General features: G+C 54.8%; 22 protein-coding genes. 4 read left to right on the forward strand and 18 right to left on the reverse strand.

Annotated elements, in window-relative coordinates:
* Positions 1-131: 131 nt before the first annotated feature.
* Positions 132-803: a Bax inhibitor-1/YccA family protein gene (locus EL386_RS03235; protein WP_126453341.1), complete on the forward strand. Its 672-nt coding sequence runs from the start codon at positions 132-134 to the stop codon at positions 801-803.
* A gap of 161 nt (positions 804-964) precedes the next feature.
* On the forward strand, positions 965-1,597 hold the full coding sequence (locus tag EL386_RS03240; protein ID WP_126453344.1) for a carbonic anhydrase: 633 nt from the start codon (positions 965-967) through the stop codon (positions 1,595-1,597).
* Between the two features lie 9 nt (positions 1,598-1,606).
* Here EL386_RS03240 and EL386_RS03245 read toward each other — a convergent pair whose 3' ends face one another.
* Both EL386_RS03245 and EL386_RS03250 read right to left on the reverse strand, forming a co-directional pair.
* The gene (locus tag EL386_RS03245; RefSeq protein WP_197722141.1) at positions 1,607-2,092 is read right to left on the reverse strand and encodes a P-loop NTPase family protein; all 486 of its coding nucleotides are present in this window, start codon (positions 2,090-2,092) and stop codon (positions 1,607-1,609) included.
* A 119-nt stretch (positions 2,093-2,211) separates the two neighbouring features.
* On the reverse strand, positions 2,212-2,634 hold the full coding sequence (locus tag EL386_RS03250) for an MAPEG family protein (protein WP_126453350.1): 423 nt from the start codon (positions 2,632-2,634) through the stop codon (positions 2,212-2,214).
* 92 nt (positions 2,635-2,726) lie between these two features.
* On the opposite strand from EL386_RS03250, the gene EL386_RS03255 reads away from it, so the two are divergent.
* Positions 2,727-3,305 carry a TetR/AcrR family transcriptional regulator gene (locus EL386_RS03255; protein WP_172597602.1) on the forward strand — a complete coding sequence of 193 codons (579 nt, stop codon included), beginning with the start codon at positions 2,727-2,729 and terminating at the stop codon, positions 3,303-3,305.
* Between the two features lie 376 nt (positions 3,306-3,681).
* Positions 3,682-5,964, forward strand: coding sequence for a YgiQ family radical SAM protein (locus EL386_RS03260; protein ID WP_126453355.1), 2,283 nt, complete (start codon positions 3,682-3,684; stop codon positions 5,962-5,964).
* Positions 5,965-6,087: 123 nt separating this feature from the next.
* Here the strand turns inward: EL386_RS03260 and EL386_RS03265 are convergent, their stop codons facing one another.
* The 16 genes from EL386_RS03265 to EL386_RS03340 form a co-directional block, all read right to left on the reverse strand.
* Positions 6,088-6,738 (reverse strand): glutathione S-transferase, encoded by a 651-nt coding sequence (locus EL386_RS03265; RefSeq protein ID WP_126453358.1) that lies wholly within the window; start codon positions 6,736-6,738, stop codon positions 6,088-6,090.
* A gap of 44 nt (positions 6,739-6,782) precedes the next feature.
* Positions 6,783-6,962: a DUF3012 domain-containing protein gene (locus EL386_RS03270; protein WP_126453361.1), complete on the reverse strand. Its 180-nt coding sequence runs from the start codon at positions 6,960-6,962 to the stop codon at positions 6,783-6,785.
* A 22-nt stretch (positions 6,963-6,984) separates the two neighbouring features.
* On the reverse strand, positions 6,985-8,382 hold the full coding sequence (gene mgtE, locus EL386_RS03275; RefSeq protein WP_126453363.1) for a magnesium transporter: 1,398 nt from the start codon (positions 8,380-8,382) through the stop codon (positions 6,985-6,987).
* A gap of 114 nt (positions 8,383-8,496) precedes the next feature.
* Entirely contained in the window at positions 8,497-10,242 is a 1,746-nt protein-coding gene (ptsP, locus tag EL386_RS03280; RefSeq protein WP_126453366.1) for a phosphoenolpyruvate--protein phosphotransferase, read from the reverse strand.
* Positions 10,243-10,253: 11 nt separating this feature from the next.
* Complete coding sequence (locus tag EL386_RS03285) at positions 10,254-10,523, reverse strand: HPr family phosphocarrier protein (RefSeq protein ID WP_126453369.1); 270 nt, start codon at positions 10,521-10,523, stop codon at positions 10,254-10,256.
* Positions 10,523-10,912 (reverse strand): PTS sugar transporter subunit IIA, encoded by a 390-nt coding sequence (locus tag EL386_RS03290; protein ID WP_126453372.1) that lies wholly within the window; start codon positions 10,910-10,912, stop codon positions 10,523-10,525. Before EL386_RS03290 ends, EL386_RS03285 begins: the two co-directional genes overlap by 1 nt.
* Positions 10,909-11,763, reverse strand: coding sequence for an RNase adapter RapZ (gene rapZ, locus EL386_RS03295; RefSeq protein WP_126453375.1), 855 nt, complete (start codon positions 11,761-11,763; stop codon positions 10,909-10,911). Before rapZ ends, EL386_RS03290 begins: the two co-directional genes overlap by 4 nt.
* Positions 11,760-12,722 (reverse strand): HPr(Ser) kinase/phosphatase, encoded by a 963-nt coding sequence (gene hprK, locus EL386_RS03300; protein WP_126453378.1) that lies wholly within the window; start codon positions 12,720-12,722, stop codon positions 11,760-11,762. The genes rapZ and hprK overlap by 4 nt, the downstream gene beginning before the upstream one ends.
* A 1-nt stretch (position 12,723) precedes the next feature.
* Entirely contained in the window at positions 12,724-13,188 is a 465-nt protein-coding gene (gene ptsN, locus EL386_RS03305) for a PTS IIA-like nitrogen regulatory protein PtsN (protein ID WP_126453381.1), read from the reverse strand.
* Between the two features lie 35 nt (positions 13,189-13,223).
* Positions 13,224-13,562 (reverse strand): ribosome hibernation-promoting factor, HPF/YfiA family, encoded by a 339-nt coding sequence (gene hpf, locus EL386_RS03310; RefSeq protein WP_126453384.1) that lies wholly within the window; start codon positions 13,560-13,562, stop codon positions 13,224-13,226.
* A gap of 34 nt (positions 13,563-13,596) precedes the next feature.
* The gene (locus tag EL386_RS03315; protein WP_126453387.1) at positions 13,597-15,075 is read right to left on the reverse strand and encodes an RNA polymerase factor sigma-54; all 1,479 of its coding nucleotides are present in this window, start codon (positions 15,073-15,075) and stop codon (positions 13,597-13,599) included.
* Positions 15,076-15,164: 89 nt separating this feature from the next.
* Positions 15,165-15,890, reverse strand: a complete 726-nt coding sequence (gene lptB / locus EL386_RS03320) for an LPS export ABC transporter ATP-binding protein (protein ID WP_126453391.1) — start codon at positions 15,888-15,890, stop codon at positions 15,165-15,167.
* Positions 15,887-16,405 (reverse strand): lipopolysaccharide transport periplasmic protein LptA, encoded by a 519-nt coding sequence (lptA, locus tag EL386_RS03325; RefSeq protein ID WP_172597603.1) that lies wholly within the window; start codon positions 16,403-16,405, stop codon positions 15,887-15,889. The genes lptB and lptA overlap by 4 nt, the downstream gene beginning before the upstream one ends.
* Entirely contained in the window at positions 16,395-16,964 is a 570-nt protein-coding gene (gene lptC / locus EL386_RS03330) for an LPS export ABC transporter periplasmic protein LptC (RefSeq protein WP_126453397.1), read from the reverse strand. The genes lptA and lptC overlap by 11 nt, the downstream gene beginning before the upstream one ends.
* Entirely contained in the window at positions 16,961-17,485 is a 525-nt protein-coding gene (kdsC, locus tag EL386_RS03335) for a 3-deoxy-manno-octulosonate-8-phosphatase KdsC (protein WP_126453400.1), read from the reverse strand. Before kdsC ends, lptC begins: the two co-directional genes overlap by 4 nt.
* Before the next feature lie 14 nt (positions 17,486-17,499).
* The gene (locus EL386_RS03340) at positions 17,500-18,471 is read right to left on the reverse strand and encodes a KpsF/GutQ family sugar-phosphate isomerase (protein WP_126453403.1); all 972 of its coding nucleotides are present in this window, start codon (positions 18,469-18,471) and stop codon (positions 17,500-17,502) included.
* Positions 18,472-18,563: the final 92 nt, after the last annotated feature.

Raw genomic sequence — 18,563 nt, forward strand, 5'->3', positions numbered from 1 at the left:
ACAGGCCTAGGCTTGCCATCGGCCCCGTCGCTGTATGCTGGGGGCTCGATACCATGACATGGAAACCAGCCATTATTTCACTGAAAAATGCTCTGGAATCCGCCACTTAACCTGACAGGAAATACGCCGCCATGAACACATCACTGACAAATGCCACCGCCCGTACACAGACGGCCGTCCTGGCCAGCAACAAGGTGATCCGTAACACCTACACGCTGTTGTCCATGACGCTGCTGTTCAGTGCGCTGACAGCCGCTGTCTCGATGACGCTGAATCTGCCCCATCCGGGGATATTGCTCACTCTCGGTGGCTATTTCGGCCTGTTGTTTGCCACCGCAAAATTCCGTAACAGCAGCCTGGGGCTTGCCTTCGTCTTCGCCCTGACCGGTTTCATGGGTTACACGCTTGGACCTATCCTCAATGCCTATCTGGCCCTGCCCAATGGTGGCCAGGTGGTGATGACGGCTATGGGGGCGACCGGCGCCATCTTCCTCGGCCTGTCAGGCTACGCGCTGGTCAGTCGCAAGGACTTCAGTTTCATGGGCGGATTCCTGATGGTGGGTATCCTGGTGGCCTTCCTTGGCGGGCTCGGGGCGATATTTTTCGAAATCCCGGCATTATCCCTAGCGGTGTCAGCCATGTTCGTCTTGCTCATGGGCGGCCTGATCCTCTATGAAACCAGCAACATCATCCATGGCGGTGAAACCAACTACATCATGGCGACTGTGACCCTGTATGTCTCCATCTTCAACCTGTTCACCAGTCTGCTGCACCTGCTCGGTTTTATGAATGGCGAAGACTAAAATTTTCTCAAGGCCGGGGCGACAGCCTCTACCACACATGACACAATAGCCATCCCCTACCAGGGCATTGAAAAGACATATAGACAAAGCGGCCATACCCTTCTGCAGCAGGGTGTGGCCGGGTTCGTTAAGTAAGGTATTTTTTCGGAAGGAATCTAATAGTGAGTGCTATTGATGATCTAATCGCGGGATACCGCCGTTTTCGCGGCGGTTACTACGAAACCAATCGTGATGAGTTTGCCCGCCTGAGGCAATCCCCAAAGATAGCCGTGGTGGCCTGTTGTGATTCACGTGTCGACCCGGCCGTCATCACCGATAGCACAACCGGTGAGTTGTTCGTCATACGCAATGTTGCCAACCTGGTGCCGCCCTGTGAGGGGCAGGGTGAGCGCAGCTGGCACGGCACCAGTGCCGCCCTGCAATTCGCGGTATGCGACCTGGCGGTCGAGCACCTCATTGTCCTCGGTCATGCCCGCTGTGGCGGGATCCGCGCATTGCTGGAAGGGCAGGCACATAAGCATGAGGACGGCTTTATCGCCTCCTGGATGAGTATCGCCGATGAGGCCTGCGAACGGGCCATGGCCCGGGACGACCTGCAGACTTTCGACGAGCGCGCCCATGCCTGTGAACTGGATGCGATAGGCATATCACTGGCCAACCTGAAGACCTTCCCCTGGATACGGGAACGAGTAGAACAAAACAGCCTGCAATTGCATGGCTGGTATTACGACATGATGACAGGGGACCTGTTGCGTCTGGATGAGGGAGAAGGGGGCTTTGTCTCGCTCTACTAAGCTTGCAGACTAGGCTTGTGTATTGCTTACAGGCGCACCAAGTTCAGTCTTTTTGCCATGAAAGGATGTAAATATCTTCTTGTGCGCCGTCAGCGAAAACTCATCATCCCTGGTGTCATACTGTTTTACCCAGGTGATGAGCATGTCTAAATTTGCATCCTGTTCGGCCTTTGATTTGTATTTATGCGGCTCCCACGGCCTGTTTTTGCAATGATTGATACAGGCCTCAATACCGGGATTCAGGAAGATGATCTCCGTGGCATGAGGAGTGGCCAGTTCGATCAAATCGGCATAACAGCCTTCAATAACCCAAGCCGTATGTGCTGACAGAAATTTTTCAAACTCTATAGCACTTTCGGCAATAGCCCGTCTTTCCGGCGGTGCCGTACTGCGCCAGGCAAGAGTATCCAAATCCAGGTGCGCCAGGTTGAACTCTTCGCCTAAGGCCTTTGCCAGGGTTGTCTTGCCCGCCCCGGAGTTACCAAAAATAATCACTCTCTGCATGCAATAGTCTTCCTTTTCAGAGCCGGCCGAACCGCCTCAATGGGATACGTAGTCATGCATCGCATACCACCTATGCAAGCGGTAAACCACTACCGGCCTCGCTGGCAGGCTTAGGCGTGTAATAATTGTATGAACAAGATGCCCCACATCACATACAGCGCCAGCACACTGAGCAGAAAGGCATTTCTACGATGAAAAATATTATTATAGGTCGTATGAATGACGGTATGTAAGATACGCATTATAAAGTATGACCACGCCAGGGCCAGGTAGACATAGTCGCCCCGCTCCATGACCAGGACCAGAATCACCACGACATAAAATAGTACCGGCTGCTCAAACTGGTTGTCGTAATTCTGGCTTACCTTGGTAAGGTATTCCGGTGGTTTTCCGCCCCGGTTGAGGAGGAAATAGGCCGGGCTCAGGTTATCCTCGCGTACCGCCCTTATCCTCAGGGCGAGCATCCTTAGCCCGACATACAAGCTAAGAAACACCATTCCGATCACCGGAAATAACATCCAATGCTGTTGCATGACAACTCCTGTTCGTGTTTAAAAATAGAAGCATCATGGTACGGGCTATTATAATATGTTCCATATCATATTTAATCCATAAGGAACTGGCTATGCCGCGTTCAGTCGCACACAAACAACGCAGCAGGCAAAAAATCCTCGAAAGTGCCGTCAAATTATTTACCCATCAGGGTTTTGATAATACCTCGATCGACCAGGTCATGAACGAGGCCGAGATGACGCGGGGCGCCTTTTATGCGCACTTTTCCAGCAAGAGTGAGCTATATCAGGTGGCCATACTCAGTGCCGCCTTAAATACACGACTGATACAGCAAAAACCGGATGACATGGATGAACAATCATGGCTGACGTCACTCCTGAACGGATATTTGAGCACAGCCCACCTGGACTTCGATATTGCACCTTGCCCTTTGGCCTTTCTGACCACTGATGTGGCAGTACGTGAACCGGCAGTCAGAACGACTTATACAAAAGTGTTTAAAGGTATGAACAAACGAATATTGAATTATGTGAAGAGTTATTCAGCTTGTGACGAGAATAGAATGCTGGCTATCACAGCTATGATGATCGGTGGAGTGGCTGTAGCCAGGGCCCTGAACGATAAAGCAATGACTGAACAATTGCTGGAGAGTTGTAAAGTGGTTGCGCAGGGGTTACTTGATAAAGACTAGTGGGATGAGATAGGGGACCATTATGTCCAGAAACCTGCAACAATAATAGCGACAATCTGTACGATTATATTAAGTGCCTCTAATTGTCTTAAAAAAAGAGTCTTAAAAAAAAGACGAGTTCCTTTTGTCATAATCAGTTTCCTCCCTGATATCTAATTATAGTTACGGTGCATAGCTGTCCTCTCAATAAGGTACTGGATAGCGGCTGAGAGATTAAATACAGCAGTGGATTTCGGTTAACTACCCGCCCCTTATCAGTCTCACTCCGCATAAATCCCTGTCAAGTCGAAGGTTATTGCGGCTGCCTGTTTTGCTGCAAAATACGCTATAATCCGTCCTTGTTCATACGGCTCCACCGCCATTTCAGTCGTTTCCTATGCAAACAGCCACTAACATCTTTTCCCATCGCCAGTACTGGGCCAAGCGCTTCGGTAGTGCGCCGGTATTGCCGATGACACGCACAGAGATGGATGCGCTCGGCTGGGATAGTTGCGATATTATCCTCGTTACCGGCGATGCCTACGTCGACCACCCGAGCTTCGGCATGGCGATGATTGGTCGCCTGCTGGAGGCGCAAGGCTTTCGGGTCGGCATCATTGCCCAGCCGGACTGGCAGGATAAAAATGCCTTCATGGAACTGGGCCAACCGAACCTGTTCTTTGGCATCACGGCCGGTAATATGGATTCGATGGTAAATCGGTACACAGCGGATCGTCGCCTGCGGCATAATGATGCCTATACCCCCGATGGTGCGGCGGGCAAGCGCCCGGACCGCTCGGTGGTGGTCTACAGCCAACGTGTGCGTGAGGCCTATAAGGGCGTGCCGGTGATCATCGGCGGCATTGAGGCCAGCCTGCGCCGTATCGCGCATTACGATCATTGGTCAGGAAAAGTACGCAAGTCGATTCTGCCGGACTCGAAGGCCGACCTGCTCGTCTATGGCAATGCCGAGCGCGCCATTACCGAGATCGCCCACCGCCTCGCCAACGGCGAGGCCATTGCCGAGATCACTGATGTGCGTGGCACGGCCTATATGCGCCAGGCCGCGCCAGCCGACTGGGCGGTGGTCGATTCCACGGATGTCGACCAGCCGGGCCGGATCGAACAACACCCTGATCCCTATGCCTCGGAACCAGACTGCGCACAGGCCTCGCGGGCCGAAGCCACACCGCCGGCCAGTGATACCAGTACGATCGTCCAGCTCGATGTGCGGCGTGTGAAACTCAACCGTGACAAGACCGCGCTACGCCTGCCGTCGTTTGAACAGGTCGCCGGCGACAAGGTCCTTTACGCCCATGCCTCGCGGGTTTTCCACCTGGAGACCAATCCCGGTAATGCCCGTGCCCTTATGCAGCAGCATGGCAAGCGTATGGTGTGGCTGAATCCGCCGCCGATCCCGCTGAGTTCGGCTGAGTTTGATCGCCTGTTTGAATTGCCTTACACGCGCCTGCCACATCCGGCCTATGGCGAGGCGAAGTTGCCGGCCTGGGAGATGATCCGCTTCTCGGTCAATATCATGCGCGGCTGTTTTGGCGGCTGTACCTTCTGTTCGATCACCGAGCACGAGGGCCGGATCATCCAGAGCCGTTCGGAGGACTCGATCATTCACGAGATCGAGACCATCCGCGACACGGTGCCGGGCTTTACCGGCAACATCTCAGACCTCGGCGGACCAACGGCAAACATGTATCGCCTGGCCTGCAAGAGTGAGAAGATTGAATCAGCCTGCCGTCTGCCATCTTGTGTTTATCCGGATATCTGTAGCAACCTGAATACGGACCACAAGCCGTTGATTCATCTTTATCGTCGTGCGCGCAAGCTCAAGGGCATCAAGAAGATCTTTATCGCCTCTGGTCTGCGTTACGACCTGGCCATACGTTCGCCCGAGTATGTGAAAGAACTCGTACAACATCACGTTGGTGGTTACCTGAAGATCGCACCCGAGCATACCGAGCAGGGCCCGCTGAGCAAGATGATGAAGCCGGGTATCGGCAGCTATGACAAGTTCAAGGAAATGTTCGAGAAGTATTCTAAAGAAGTAGGCAAGGAGCAGTACCTGATCCCGTATTTCATCTCTGCCCACCCGGGCACCACCGATGAAGACATGCTAAACCTTGCGCTGTGGCTAAAGCGAAACAAGTTTCGCCCCGACCAGGTACAGGCCTTCCTGCCGACGCCATTGGCGATCGCCTCGGCCATGTACCACACGGGCAAGAACCCGTTAAAGAAAGTCGATAGAAGCTCGGAACGCGTCAGCGTGGTGCGCGGTGACAAACGCCGCCGCCTGCACAAGGCCTTCCTGCGCTACCACGATGCCGAGAACTGGCCGATGCTGCGTGCGGCCTTAAAGCGCATGGGGCGTTCAGACCTGATTGGCAACGGCAAGCAGCATCTCGTGCCAAGCTGGCAGCCGGCTGGCACCGGTGGCCGCCCGGAGGGTGCGCGCAGTTATGCCGAGGAGAAAAAACAGGCCGCGCAGGCGAAACGCGGCAAGAAGACAGCAGGTAAGAAGGCTATCGCTAACAAAACTGGCGGTAAGAAAGTCGCGGGCAGGAAGAAGGTCGCTAAAAAGGCTGCAGCCAAGGGCCGTGCCCGACCCATGGTAAAGGCCAAGGCGAATACACGGCGTAAACCAGCTAGCAAGAAGACTTCGCGTTGACGTTAGTTAAAAGGCCCAACGCAGAGTCGCTGAGGACGCAAAGGGTTTTAATTAAATTATCTCTGCGAACTTTGCGACTCTGCGTTGGGCTTGTGATCTTTTATACTGTCTATCTTATATATTTCAAGGAAACCAGGTCGGGGCATCATCCGGCTGCCAGGCCGGATATTTCTGCATCACACTTAAAAACAATTCCGAATTGAGAAACGCGACCAGCCATTGTTGCAGGTATGGGTAGGGGGCCTGGTCGAACCAGTCTTTATCTGTATAGGCAAACTGGCGGATAAACGGCAGGATGGCGATGTCGGCGATGCCGGGGTGCTCACCGAGCAGGTAGCGATGCCGTCCCAGAACTTGTTCGAGTTGCTGTAAAAATTTCTCCCCTTCGGCACGGTAGTCTAGGCCCTGTTCATCGGGGTATCGTTCGGGGTATTTGTAGCGATCGAGGTTGTATTTGAAACGGCCGTCGTTTTCCTCAATGAGGGCCGTGGCTTGTTGTTGTGAGGCCGCATCGCATGGCAACCAGTGTTGCGGGTCGTTGTACACCAGGGCCCAATTGAGGATATCGAGACTCTCTTCGAGCACCTTGCCATCGGGCAACACCAGCACCGGTACCTCGCCCTTGGGCGAGGCGTCGAGCAGGCTGGTGGGTTTGTCTCGCAGTACGACCTCGCGCAATGCCACCCGCACACCGCTATAACAAATCCCCAGCCGTGCGCGTATGGCATAGGGACAACGGCGGAAACTATAGAGGATGGGCAGGGCGGTGTGCATGAAAAAAGGGCGACAGCCTGTGGCACTGTCGCCCGGGGTAAAAGTTATTTGAATACGCAGTGCTTGGCGTAGTCGGCCACTTCGTTGGCCGTCCAGTCACCGTTCGGTTTTTCTTTCAACTGGGCACACCACTTCTCGCTGCCGACCTCGGGGGCGCAGCCACTGATGGCAATAATAAGGCCCAGGCCTGCTACCACAGCGAATGTTCTGAAAATTGTCTTCATGGATTTCGTTCTCCTGTAATGGTTAAACGAGGAACAGTGCGGCCAGGCCGAGGAAGGCCATGAAGCCAATCACATCGGTAACAGTGGTCAGCACGACGCCGCCGCCGAGTGCCGGGTCGGCGCCAAGTTTTTTCAGTAACAACGGGATCGTCGCTCCGGCCAGTGCAGCAGAGATGAGGTTGATGACAATCGCGGCGCCGATGACGATGCCGAGCTGGACACTACCAAACCAGAGTCCGCAAACGATGGCGATCACTACGGCCCAGAGGATACCATTGAGGGCACCGACGGCGAGTTCCTTATAGATGAGTGGCCCAGCATTGCTGACGCCGATCTGGCCGAGGGCCATACCGCGGATGACAAGTGTCAGGGTCTGGCTACCGGCGATGCCGCCCATGCTGGCAACGATGGGCATGAGCACGGCGAGAGCGACGAGTTTCTCAATGGTGGCATCGAACTGGGAGATAACCAGGGAGGCAATAAAGGCAGTAATGAGGTTAATGCCCAGCCAGATAGCACGGCGGCGGGTACTCGTGAGCACCGGTGCGAACATGTCGTTCTCTTCACTCAGACCGGCCATACTCATGAGCGAGTGTTCGGCCTCCTGGCGGATAACGTCGACGACGTCATCGATGGTGATACGGCCGAGCAGTTCGCCGTCATCATCGACCACGGGTGCCGAGATCAGGTCGCGTTGCTGGAACAGGCTGGCAACCTCGGTGGCGGCCATGTTTGCCGAGACGCCTTTCAGTTCATCCTTGATGAGGTCACTGACCTGCAGACTGGGTTCGCGGGTGAGCAGATCGGTCAGGCGCACCTGGCCGATGTAGCGGTTTTTGCGATCAACCACAAACAGGTTATCTGTCATGGCCGGGATTTCACCGCGACGGCGCAGGTAGCGCAGCACCACGTCGAGATTGACGTCGGGGCGCACCGTGATGGTGTCGGTGTTCATAAGACCCCCGGCGCTGTCCTCCGGGTAAAACAATACGGCCTCAAGTCGGCGGCGGTCCTGGCTATCCATGGATTGCAGGACCAGGTGGGTGACGGTATCCGGCAGGTCCTGGATAAAGTCAGCCAGATCGTCGGCCTCAAGGGTTTCGGTCATGGCCAGCAGTTCAGTGGTCTCCATCTGCTTGATGAGGTGTTCACGAATGTCATCGTTGACCTCAAGCAGGACATCGCCCTGTAATTCCGGTTCGACCAGTTCCCAGATGAACTGGCGCTTATCCTGTGGCAGGGATTCGAGCAGGTGGGCGACCTCGGCCGGGTACAGGCCGTTGAGCATGCGGCGCATCTGTTTGAGGGTGCCGCTTTCGAGAATTTTTGAGAAGGCCTGCAGACGCTGATACGGCTGATGTTCCTCATCGGCAACAGGGTTATGCGTAGGCTCGACGTGTTTTTCTGTATTTTCGGACATGCTACGATTTCTCACCAGTGCATTCTGTGGAATGCAAACCCTAAGTAAAACCATTCTACCGTTCTGCACGCTGGCTTGCACGCGATGATGGTCACATTAGTGGAAAGTCAGCATCTAGTCCTGATCGGCGAGGTTCATACGGGCGATGATCTTCTCAACATCACTTTGCCGCGCACTGGTGAGGGATTTACGTGCGGGTTTTTCCAGCAGCCGGGTATCGCTGTTGTTAATAATGCGTTTAACCTCGAGCAGCACGGAGGGGTGCATGCTGAATTCGCGCAGGCCGAGGCCGAGCAATAGCCGGGTCAGGCGTGGGTCGCTGGCCATTTCACCGCACATGGAGACGGGGATGCCGGCCTTGTCGGCGGCACGGATAGTCATGTGGATTAATTGCAGTACCGCCGGATGAACCGGGTCATAGAGGTAGTTGACCTCATCATCGATGCGGTCGATAGCCAGGGTGTACTGGATCAGATCGTTGGTGCCGATAGACATGAAGTCGAGGTGCTTGGCGAACTGGTTGGCGGAGATGGCCGCGGCCGGAACCTCGATCATGCCACCGACGGGTAGGTCATCGGCGTAGGCCAGTCCTTCGCGGTCCAATTGCAGCTTGGCCTCGTCGATCAACTGTTTGACCTGTTGCAGTTCGGCAAGATTGGAGAGCATCGGGATCATCATGCGTACCGGGCCATGTGCCGAGGCTCGCAGGATGGCGCGTAGCTGGGGTATGAATAGCGCGGTGTCACGCAGGCACAGACGCACGGCGCGCAGGCCGAGGGCCGGATTAGAACCGAGAGGCTTGTTATTGGTGATGCCGTCGACCTGCTTGTCGGCACCCAGGTCAAAGGTACGGATGGTGACCGGTGCACCCTTGAGGGATTTCACCACGTGGCGGTAGGCGCGGTACTGCTCTTCCTCATCAGGGGTATCGACGCGGTTCATGTATAGAAACTCGGTACGGTAGAGGCCAACACCGTCGGCGGCGGCCTTTTTCACGACCGGGATGTCTTCCGGCAGTTCGATATTCGCATGTAGCCTGATGGTCTTGCCATCGAGGGTGATCGCCGGTTTACCCTTGAGGGCCTTGAGTTCAGTGAGGCGACGCTTTTCTTCGCGTTGGCGGCCTTTGTAATGACGCCGGATGCGTTCATCGGCCCCGGCGATCAGGTGACCGGCGCGGCCATCAATGATGATCTCTTCATTGTCATTCAGGTAGCGGCGGGCATTACGCAGGCCGACGATCGCGGGGACACCAAGACCGCGGGCGAGGATCGAGGTGTGTGAGGTCGGTCCACCAAACTCGGTGACAAATCCGGCCACGCCGTAGTGTTGCATCAGAACGGTATCGGCCGGGGTCAGGTCATCGGCAACGAGGATACAGCCCTTCAGACGACTGTCGAGTTCGGTGCTGTGGCTGGACTCGTCGAGCAATAGGGATTGCACACGATTGATGACATGATCAATATCGTCGCGGCGGGTACGCAGGTAGGGGTCGTCCATGGCATCAAACACGGCAACCACGCTATCGCGTTGTTGCTTGAGGGCCCACTCGGCATTGCACTGCTGCTCACGAATGAGCTTGAACGGTTCTTCAGAGACCATTCCATCTTCAAGCATGAGCAGGTGGGCATCGATAAAGGAACTGATATCGGCCGGGGTGCCGGCGGGGATGTGTTTACGAATTGCCTTGAGCTGTGCACGGGCAGCGTTCACTGCGGTCTTCAGACGGGTGATTTCCTCGTCGACGAACTTCGGCGGTACCACATATTCCGGGATCTCGAGCTGACCGCGCTGCAGCAAGTGAACCTTGCCGATTGCGACACCGCGTGAGACACCAACTCCGGAAAGTGCAATGCTCATTAACCTACCTCTTACTCGTCTTCACCAAAACGATCAGTGATGAGTTCACTGATCTTTGCAATAGCCTCGTCCTCATCACTGCCAATAGCACGCACGGTCAGGTCGGTACCTTTTGATGCGGCGAGCATCATGACGCCCATAATGCTCTTGCCGTTCACGGTTTTGCCGTTACGGGTCAGTTCAATCTTGCTATCAAAGCCTGAGGCGAGGGTAACAAACTTTGCCGCCGCGCGCGCATGCAGGCCAAGTTTATTGATAATAGTGACGTTGGCTTCGGTCATTAATCTTGTTCCGTTTTGCAGGTCAGAACGCCATCACGGCCGCCGCTGACGGCCTTGTCGGCCAGTTCATCGAGGCTCAGGCGCGGGTAGTTGAGTACACGCACCAGCATGGGCAGATTGATACCACCAACAACACGTACATTATGATTGGTCCGTAGGCGGCAGGCGATATTGCTGGGCGTTGAACCGTACATGTCGGTTAATACCAGGGTGGCCTCGCTCTTGGCGATCAGGTCTTCGGCCTGGCTGACGATCTCATCGGGGTTGTGCTCACGGCGCACGGCGATGACATTAATTGTCATCGGGCTGACACCGAGCATGTGCACGGCGGTATCGACCATGGCTGAACCGATCTGGTCGTGGGTGATGATTAATAAACTGACGCTCATGTAAGTTCTCGGTGGCGGATCAGGACATTCTCGCGTTGTTGCTGAAACAGCTCTGCCAGTTGTCTGACCATGTATACTGAACGGTGTTGGCCGCCGGTACAACCAATGGCAATAGTCATGTAATTGCGGTTGGCCTGTTCGAATTTTGGCAGCCAGTTGCCGAGAAAGTGCCCGATTTCATCGAGAAGTTTACGGGTTTCACTCTGTTGTTCAAGAAAATCCTCGACGGCCTTGTCCGCACCAGTCAGGGGGCGCAGCGCAGGTTCCCAGTGCGGGTTGGGCAGGCAGCGCACATCAAAAATAAAGTCCGCCTCGGTCGGCACGCCGTATTTGAAACCGAAAGATTCGAACAACACCGACATGCCGTGCGCCGAGTCAGTGATGTGCTCAGTGACGAAGTCACGCAGGTCTTGCGGCGTCATGTGACTGGTATCGACATGTTGCGAGGCCATTGCAAAAATGCTCTCGAGCATTTTACGCTCTTGCCTGATCGCCTCAGCAAGAGAGCAGCTATCGCTGCTCAGTGGGTGGCGACGGCGCGTTTCGCTGTAACGCTTCAGCAAGTGATTATCGTCAGCCTTGAAATAAATGATCCGGCAATCAATGCCATGCAGGCGGATGTTTTCCAGTATGTCATGGATGTCATCACTGGCATTGAGCATGGTGCGGGCATCAATGCCTACTGCAGTGTTCTCAAGGACAGTATCCGTGCTGGTCCGCATTTGTGTGGCGAGATTTGGCAGCATCGACAATGGCAGGTTATCAATGCAGTAAAAATCGAGGTCTTCGAGGGTGCGCAAGGCAGTACTCTTCCCGGAGCCCGACAGGCCACTGATGATGAGGAGTTTCATTCCCTGTCTTGTTCCAGAAATTGTTGTTGTCGTTGTATGAAATCTTCGGCAGCGTGATAACCCTTCAGCGTCAGGATATGGTTGCGTACGGCAATTTCCACAAGTACCGCGAGGTTGCGACCTGGTGCCACCGGCAGGGTGACCTGTTCCACTTCCACGCCAAGGATACTTTTTTTCTGGTGACTGCCGCAGAGACGGTCGATATGCAGCAGCTGGTCTTCGTCCATCTTTTCCAGATGGACGATCACACGTAGGTATTTACTGTCTTTGATGGCACTATCACCAAACATGGCACGGATATTCAGTACGCCCAGGCCGCGCACCTCAAGGAAGTTCTTGATGGGTGGTGGACAACTGCCACTCAGGGTATCGGGGCCAATACGGGAAAACTCGGGGGCGTCATCGGCAATCAGGCGGTGGCCACGACTAATCAGCTCCAGCGCCAGTTCGCTCTTACCAACACTGCTCTCGCCACTCAGCAGGACACCGATGCCGATGACCTCCATGAACACACCATGAATGGTGGCGCGCTCGGCGAGACTGTGTGACAAGTAGTATTGCAGATTATTAACGAGAAACTGACTGTTCTGGGTAGAGCTATAGAGTGGCAGGCCGGTATTCTCGGAACGGGCAATAAAGTCATCGGGGACGTCAATGCCATTGGCAATGATGATGCAAAGCGGGTTGCCCTCGTAGAGGCGGTTGAGTGACTCATGCCTGCCCTGTTGCGACAGGCGCATAAAGTATTCTATTTCACGGTAACCGATGATTTGAATACGGTGTGGGTGAATAAAGTTCAGGTGCCCGACGTAGGAGACATCCCGGTCATCTTCGTCCGTGATTTGCGGCCCATCGAAATGAATATGACGATCTTCGCCATTACTCCCGGCAACATGCACAAGTGCCAGTTTATTGCGATGGGTATCGAACAGGGATTTGACAGAGATGTTTTCAGTCATGTCAGTCTGTGGCGGCCTGCCAGTGTGTTAGAAGTGTGTAGATTTCTTCATTGCTGGTGGCGTGCCGCAATTTTTCACAGTAAGCCGTATCGCTGAACATTTGTGCCAGTTGCGAGAGGATCTTCAGGTGTTCATCGGTAGAGGCCTCTGGCACCAGCAAGCCGAAGACCAGGTCTACCGGCTGGCCATCTATGGCATCAAAGTCGATGCCCTCGCGGAGCTGCATGAATGCACCGATGGTCTTGTCGCCGCTCTGGATACGCCCGTGCGGAATGGCAACGCCATGGCCAAGGCCAGTACTACCCAGGCGTTCACGTGATAGCAGGCTATCAAAGATCTCGCCCTGGGTAAGACTGGCATCGGCATTCAGCATCAGTGCGCCGACTTCCTCCAGTGCACGTTTTTTACTTGCCGGAGTGGCTGCACAGCTAATGCGCTCCGGTGAAAGTATATCGCTGATATTCATATTATAGATTTACTATTAAGGTTTTTAATAAGGGGTTATTCAGGGATTTCCTGAAACTCCTGGTTTTTCAGGCCACCTTCAGAACGATGATGGTCGGTGGTTTTTTCCTTATGCTTGATAATCTGGCGATCAAGCTTATCGACCAGTGAATCGATCGCAGCGTACATGTCTTCATCGACTGATTCAGCAAACAACTTGTGACCGGTAACGTGCACGGTGGCTTCGGCCTTCTGACGGAGTTTTTCCACAGTCAGAATAACGTGCGTGTTCGTGACGTTATCGAAGTGTCGTTCAAGTCGTTCGAACTTGCTGTTCACATAATCACGCATAGAATCGGTGATGTCGATGTGATGTCCAGTGAGGTCGATTTGCATAGTAGTGCTCCTCTGGGTTGAGGCTGGTGCATGATTACATCAGCCGTTTACGTTCGTTGGAAGGCGGGATCGACATGGCCTCGCGGTATTTTGCGACGGTGCGTCGGGCCACGTTTATGCCCTGTTGTTCCAGGAGTGAAGCGATCTTGTTATCACTCAGGGGTTTCTTCGGTTCTTCAGCCGCGATCAGTTTTTTGATCAGGGCGCGGATAGCGGTGGATGAACACTCGCCGCCGCTGGCGGTACTGACATGGCTGGAGAAAAAGTATTTCAGCTCAAAGATGCCACGCGGGGTATGCATATATTTGCGTGTGGTAACACGGGAGATGGTTGATTCATGCATCTCCACGGCCTCAGCGACATCGTGCAGCACCAGTGGCTTCATGGCCTCTTCACCGTGCTCAAGAAAACCGCGCTGGTGTTCAACAATACAGGTGGCGACCTTGAGCAGGGTCTCGTTGCGGCTTTGCAGGCTTTTTAGTAACCAGCGGGCCTCTTGCAGGTTATCCTTGAGAAAGTTGTTATCCTGGCTGTTGTCGGCACGGCGGATCATGCCAGCGTAGAGGTCATTAATACGTAGCTTGGGTGCAACATCCGGATTCAGTTCCACACGCCACACGCCCTTGTGCTTACGGACATAGACATCGGGTACGATATATTCGGTACGTTGGCTGGAAAGGTGGCTGCCGGGACGCGGGTTCAGTGAACGTATCAGGGTGATGACCTGTTGCATGTCCTCTTCGTTAAGCTTCATACGACGCATCAATTGCGGGTAATCATGCGCGGCCAGCAGCTCGAGGTGTTCACTGACCATCTGCATGGCTTGTTCACGCCATGCTGTCTCCGGGGAAAACTGACGTAGCTGCATGAGCATGCACTCGCCAAGGTCACGTGTGGCGACACCTGGCGGGTCAAAGTTCTGTACTTGTCTTAATACGGCCTCGACCTCGTCAAGTTCGAGTTCGGGCAGTTCGTCCTGCAGGCTTTCGAGAAGTTCCTCAGTACTGCTCTCAAGGTAACCGTCTTCGCCGATCGCGTCGATGATCGAGGTGGCAACCGTCATGTCGGTATCGGAAAACGGGCTCATGCGCATCTGCCACATCAGGTGGTCATGCAGGCCCTCCTCGTCATCACTGTTGATGTCGAAATCACGCTGGCTGAACTCGGAGCTGGCCGGGCCGCTGGATTGGTAACTCGGTTCATAAATGTCATCCCAAGCGGTATCGACCGGCAGGTCATCGGGGATATCGGCCTGTTGCATGGCCTTGTCGGTGTCGGCTGCGGCAATGTCATCCTTGGCAGAGGGTTTTTCCTTGTCCTTGCCGTGTTCTTCCTGGCTGCTGTCAGCGCCTTCCTCACCCTCGGCGATCTCAAGCATGGGGTTGCTGTCGAGGGCCTCCTGGATCTCTGAACTCAGCTCCAGCGAAGACAATTGCAACAGCCGGATGGCTTGTTGCAACTGCGGAGTCATGGTCAGGTTCTGGCCCAGACGAAGCTGGATGGACTGCTTCATGTGCGGTTCGGATCTTTCATTAAAGGCAGACGTGTTACCTAACTAATATTCTAGCGCAACATTCGTGCCAGTACAGGATAAAATTGACATCAGAGGGTGAAATGTTGGCCAAGATAGACCTCACGCACCTGCTTGTCGGCGAGCAGGCTTTCCGGGTCACCCTCGGCGATGATCGCCCCGGCATTCATAATGTAGGCACGCTCACAGATACCGAGGGTTTCCCGAACATTATGGTCGGTTATTAATACGCCGATGCCGAGCTCACGTAAGTGATTGATAATTGAATTGATGTCCACGACTGAGAGCGGGTCGACGCCGGCAAACGGCTCGTCGAGGAGGATAAAATCCGGACGCGTGGCCAGGGCGCGGGCGATCTCAACCCGGCGGCGTTCACCACCGGACAGGCTCATGCCGAGGCTGTCGCGGATGTGCGAGATATGCAGTTCACGCAACAATTCCTCGGTCTCGGTTTCGATTTGCTCCGCCGACAGGCCCGGCATCGATTCGAGGATGGCGCGGATGTTGTCCTCGACACTGAGCTTACGGAATACCGAGGCTTCTTGAGGCAGGTAGCCGATGCCGAGTCGGGCACGGCGGTGCATCGGGAAGTGGCTGATGTCGGTATCGTCGAGATAGATATGCCCGGCATCGGCCGAGATCAGCCCTACCATCATATAAAAGCTGGTGGTCTTGCCGGCGCCATTCGGGCCTAGCAGGCCGACGACCTCACCACTGTTGATGTGCATCGAGACATCATTGACGACGTTGCGAGAACGATAGGTCTTGAAGAGTTTTTCTGCACGCAGGGCACTCATTTTTTCGGGTCTTTTTTACTCGGTTGCAGGATCATTTGTACACGGCCTTTTTTGCCGTCCTCACCGCCGCCGCGCGCCTCAACCAAGTCGCGTCGGGTATCATAAACAATGTGCTCACCCTGGAAGACATCACCACCCTGAATGACCTCACCCTCACGGCGTACGATCAGGATCTCCTTGACAGCGTCGTAAAACAGCTCGCGACCCTCGGCGATGACGTCATCAGGTTTGTTGTCCGGACGTTGCTGAAAGTGGGCGCGTTTGCCCGTGGCGTGGACCCTGTCGAGGTCCTTGTTCTTGTCGCGGTAGACGATGACCACGTTACCCTTGATGAGAATACTGCCACGGGTGATGACAACATTGCCACGAAAGGTACTGATGCCCTTTTCATCATCAATATCGACACGGTCTGCCTCAATGTTCATGGGCTGGTCCTTGTCGCTCTTCAGGGCCAGGGCCGGCAGGGGCAGTAACAGGCAGAGCAGGAGTATGGAAGAATAGAACTTATTGTTCATAGTGCACCCGTACATCATCAAGCAGTTGTAATTGTCCTTCACGCACATAGGCACGCATACCAATGGCAGTGGTTTTGCGTTTCTCACTCAGCATAGTGACAGGTTGGTCGGTTTCGGCAAAGTCGGTTTTCGGATGAATGCGCAAACGTTCCGTTAACAGTTTCACCGGGCGGTTGTCCGGACCACTGTGGCGGTCGATGACGACATTACCACTGAGCAGTACCAGCTTGTTATCTGCCGCTACCCAGCCACGGTCGGACCTGACGATCCAGGGTTTACCGGTTTCACGGTACAGGGTCATGGTCGGCATGTTCAGTTCGGTGCTGTCATCATCCGGGTAATGCAGCATCTTGTCGGAGATCAGCAGGGAACTGGGGCGGCCTAGATCATCCATGGTCGTCATTTCAAAGTTGTCCATATAATAGTCCGGGACATGGCGCTGTTTAGCCTGTTTTTGTGCAGGGTCTTCATCTCCTTGCTTGCCTTCTTCCTGGAGCCAGATGCTGGCGCTGGCCAGTGACAACAATACAACGATGAGGGCGAGCAGGCGCAGGTTCATTGCAAATAACTGTTCAGTGTTTGCTGTAAAACGCCATGCGCCTCCATGAGCATTTCACAAACATCACGACCCGCGCCGCGACCACCGGGGCTCGGGGTTTGCCAGTGCGCGTGTTTGAGGACCATCGGGTGGGCATCCTGCACGGCGATCGCCAGGCCGACCTTGCTCATTACCGGCAGGTCGACGACATCATCCCCGACATAGGCGACCTGTTGCGGACTGAGTTGCAGCTTCTCCAGTATTTCGGAAAAGGCGATGCGTTTGTCGTGCTGGCCCTGGTAAACGTGCTCGATGCCGAGGCTTTGCATACGGTAGTCGACGACCTTCGAAGTACGACCCGTGATGATACCGACCGTAACACCGGCTTCCTGCAGCATCTTCATGCCGTGGCCATCACGCGAGTTAAAGGCCTTGTATTCGAGGCCGTCATCACCGAGAAACAGGCTGCCGTCGGTGAGTACCCCATCGACATCAAAGATAACCAGTTTAATGGCCTTGGCGCGTTCGAGTATGTCTTTCATGTGGGTTTCCGTTATCAGACCACGCCGGCGCGTAACATGTCATGCATATTGAGGGCACCGACCAGGGTATTGTCCTTGTTGACGACCAGCAGGCCGTTGATCTTTTTCTCCTGCATGGTCAGCAGGGCCTCCTCGGCGAGGATGTCTTCCTGCACGCTGGTAAAGTTAGCGGTCATACAATCAATGATTTGGGTGTTATGCACATCGACACCGCTATCGAGTACACGGCGCAGGTCACCATCGGTAAAGATGCCGCACAGGCGGTGATCGGCATCGACGATCGCGGTCATGCCCAGGCCCTTTTGTGTCATCTCTACAAGGGCGTCGCGCAGGCTCACCGTGTTTTCCACAACCGGAATTGCCGCGCCGCTGTGCATGACATCACTGATGTGCAATAACAGGCGTCGACCGAGACGACCGGCCGGGTGCGAGCGGGCAAAGTCCTGTTCGGTAAAACCGCGCGCCTCGAGCAGGGCGATGGCCAGGGCATCACCCATGACCAGGGTAACGGTGGTGCTCGAGGTCGGGGCGAGATTCAACGGACAGGCCTCAACCTCGACACTGATGTCGAGATAACTGCTGGCGGCCTGGCCCAGCGAGGAATGGCGTTTACCACAGAGGGCGATTAAGGGCACACCAAGACGTTTCAGCAACGGTAGCAGGGTGACGATCTCATCGGTCTCACCGGAGTTGGAGGCGGCGATGATGACGTCACTCGCGGTGATCATGCCAAAGTCACCGTGTGCGGCCTCGCCCGGGTGGACAAAAAAGGCCGGGGTACCGGTGCTGGCCAGAGTCGAGGCGATCTTGTTACCGATATGGCCCGATTTACCCATACCAATGACGATAATGCGGCCCTTGCAGTCAAGCATGTAACGGCAGGCGCGAACGAAATCTTCGTCGAGACGGTCACGGAGGGTTTCTATGGCGCGGGTCTCGGCTTCAATAACGGCCAGACCCATTTTACGCAGGGCATCATCATTCATAGGCGGAAAGTATCATCCGGGTGGGCCAGTTCGACGTCGTCATTATGCCGGGGAGTATAACGCAAGCCGGCAGCCACTGTCAGCGCTCCGCA

Source organism: Sulfuriflexus mobilis (genome assembly GCF_003967195.1).
GTDB classification, from domain to species: Bacteria; Pseudomonadota; Gammaproteobacteria; order AKS1; family AKS1; genus Sulfuriflexus; species Sulfuriflexus mobilis.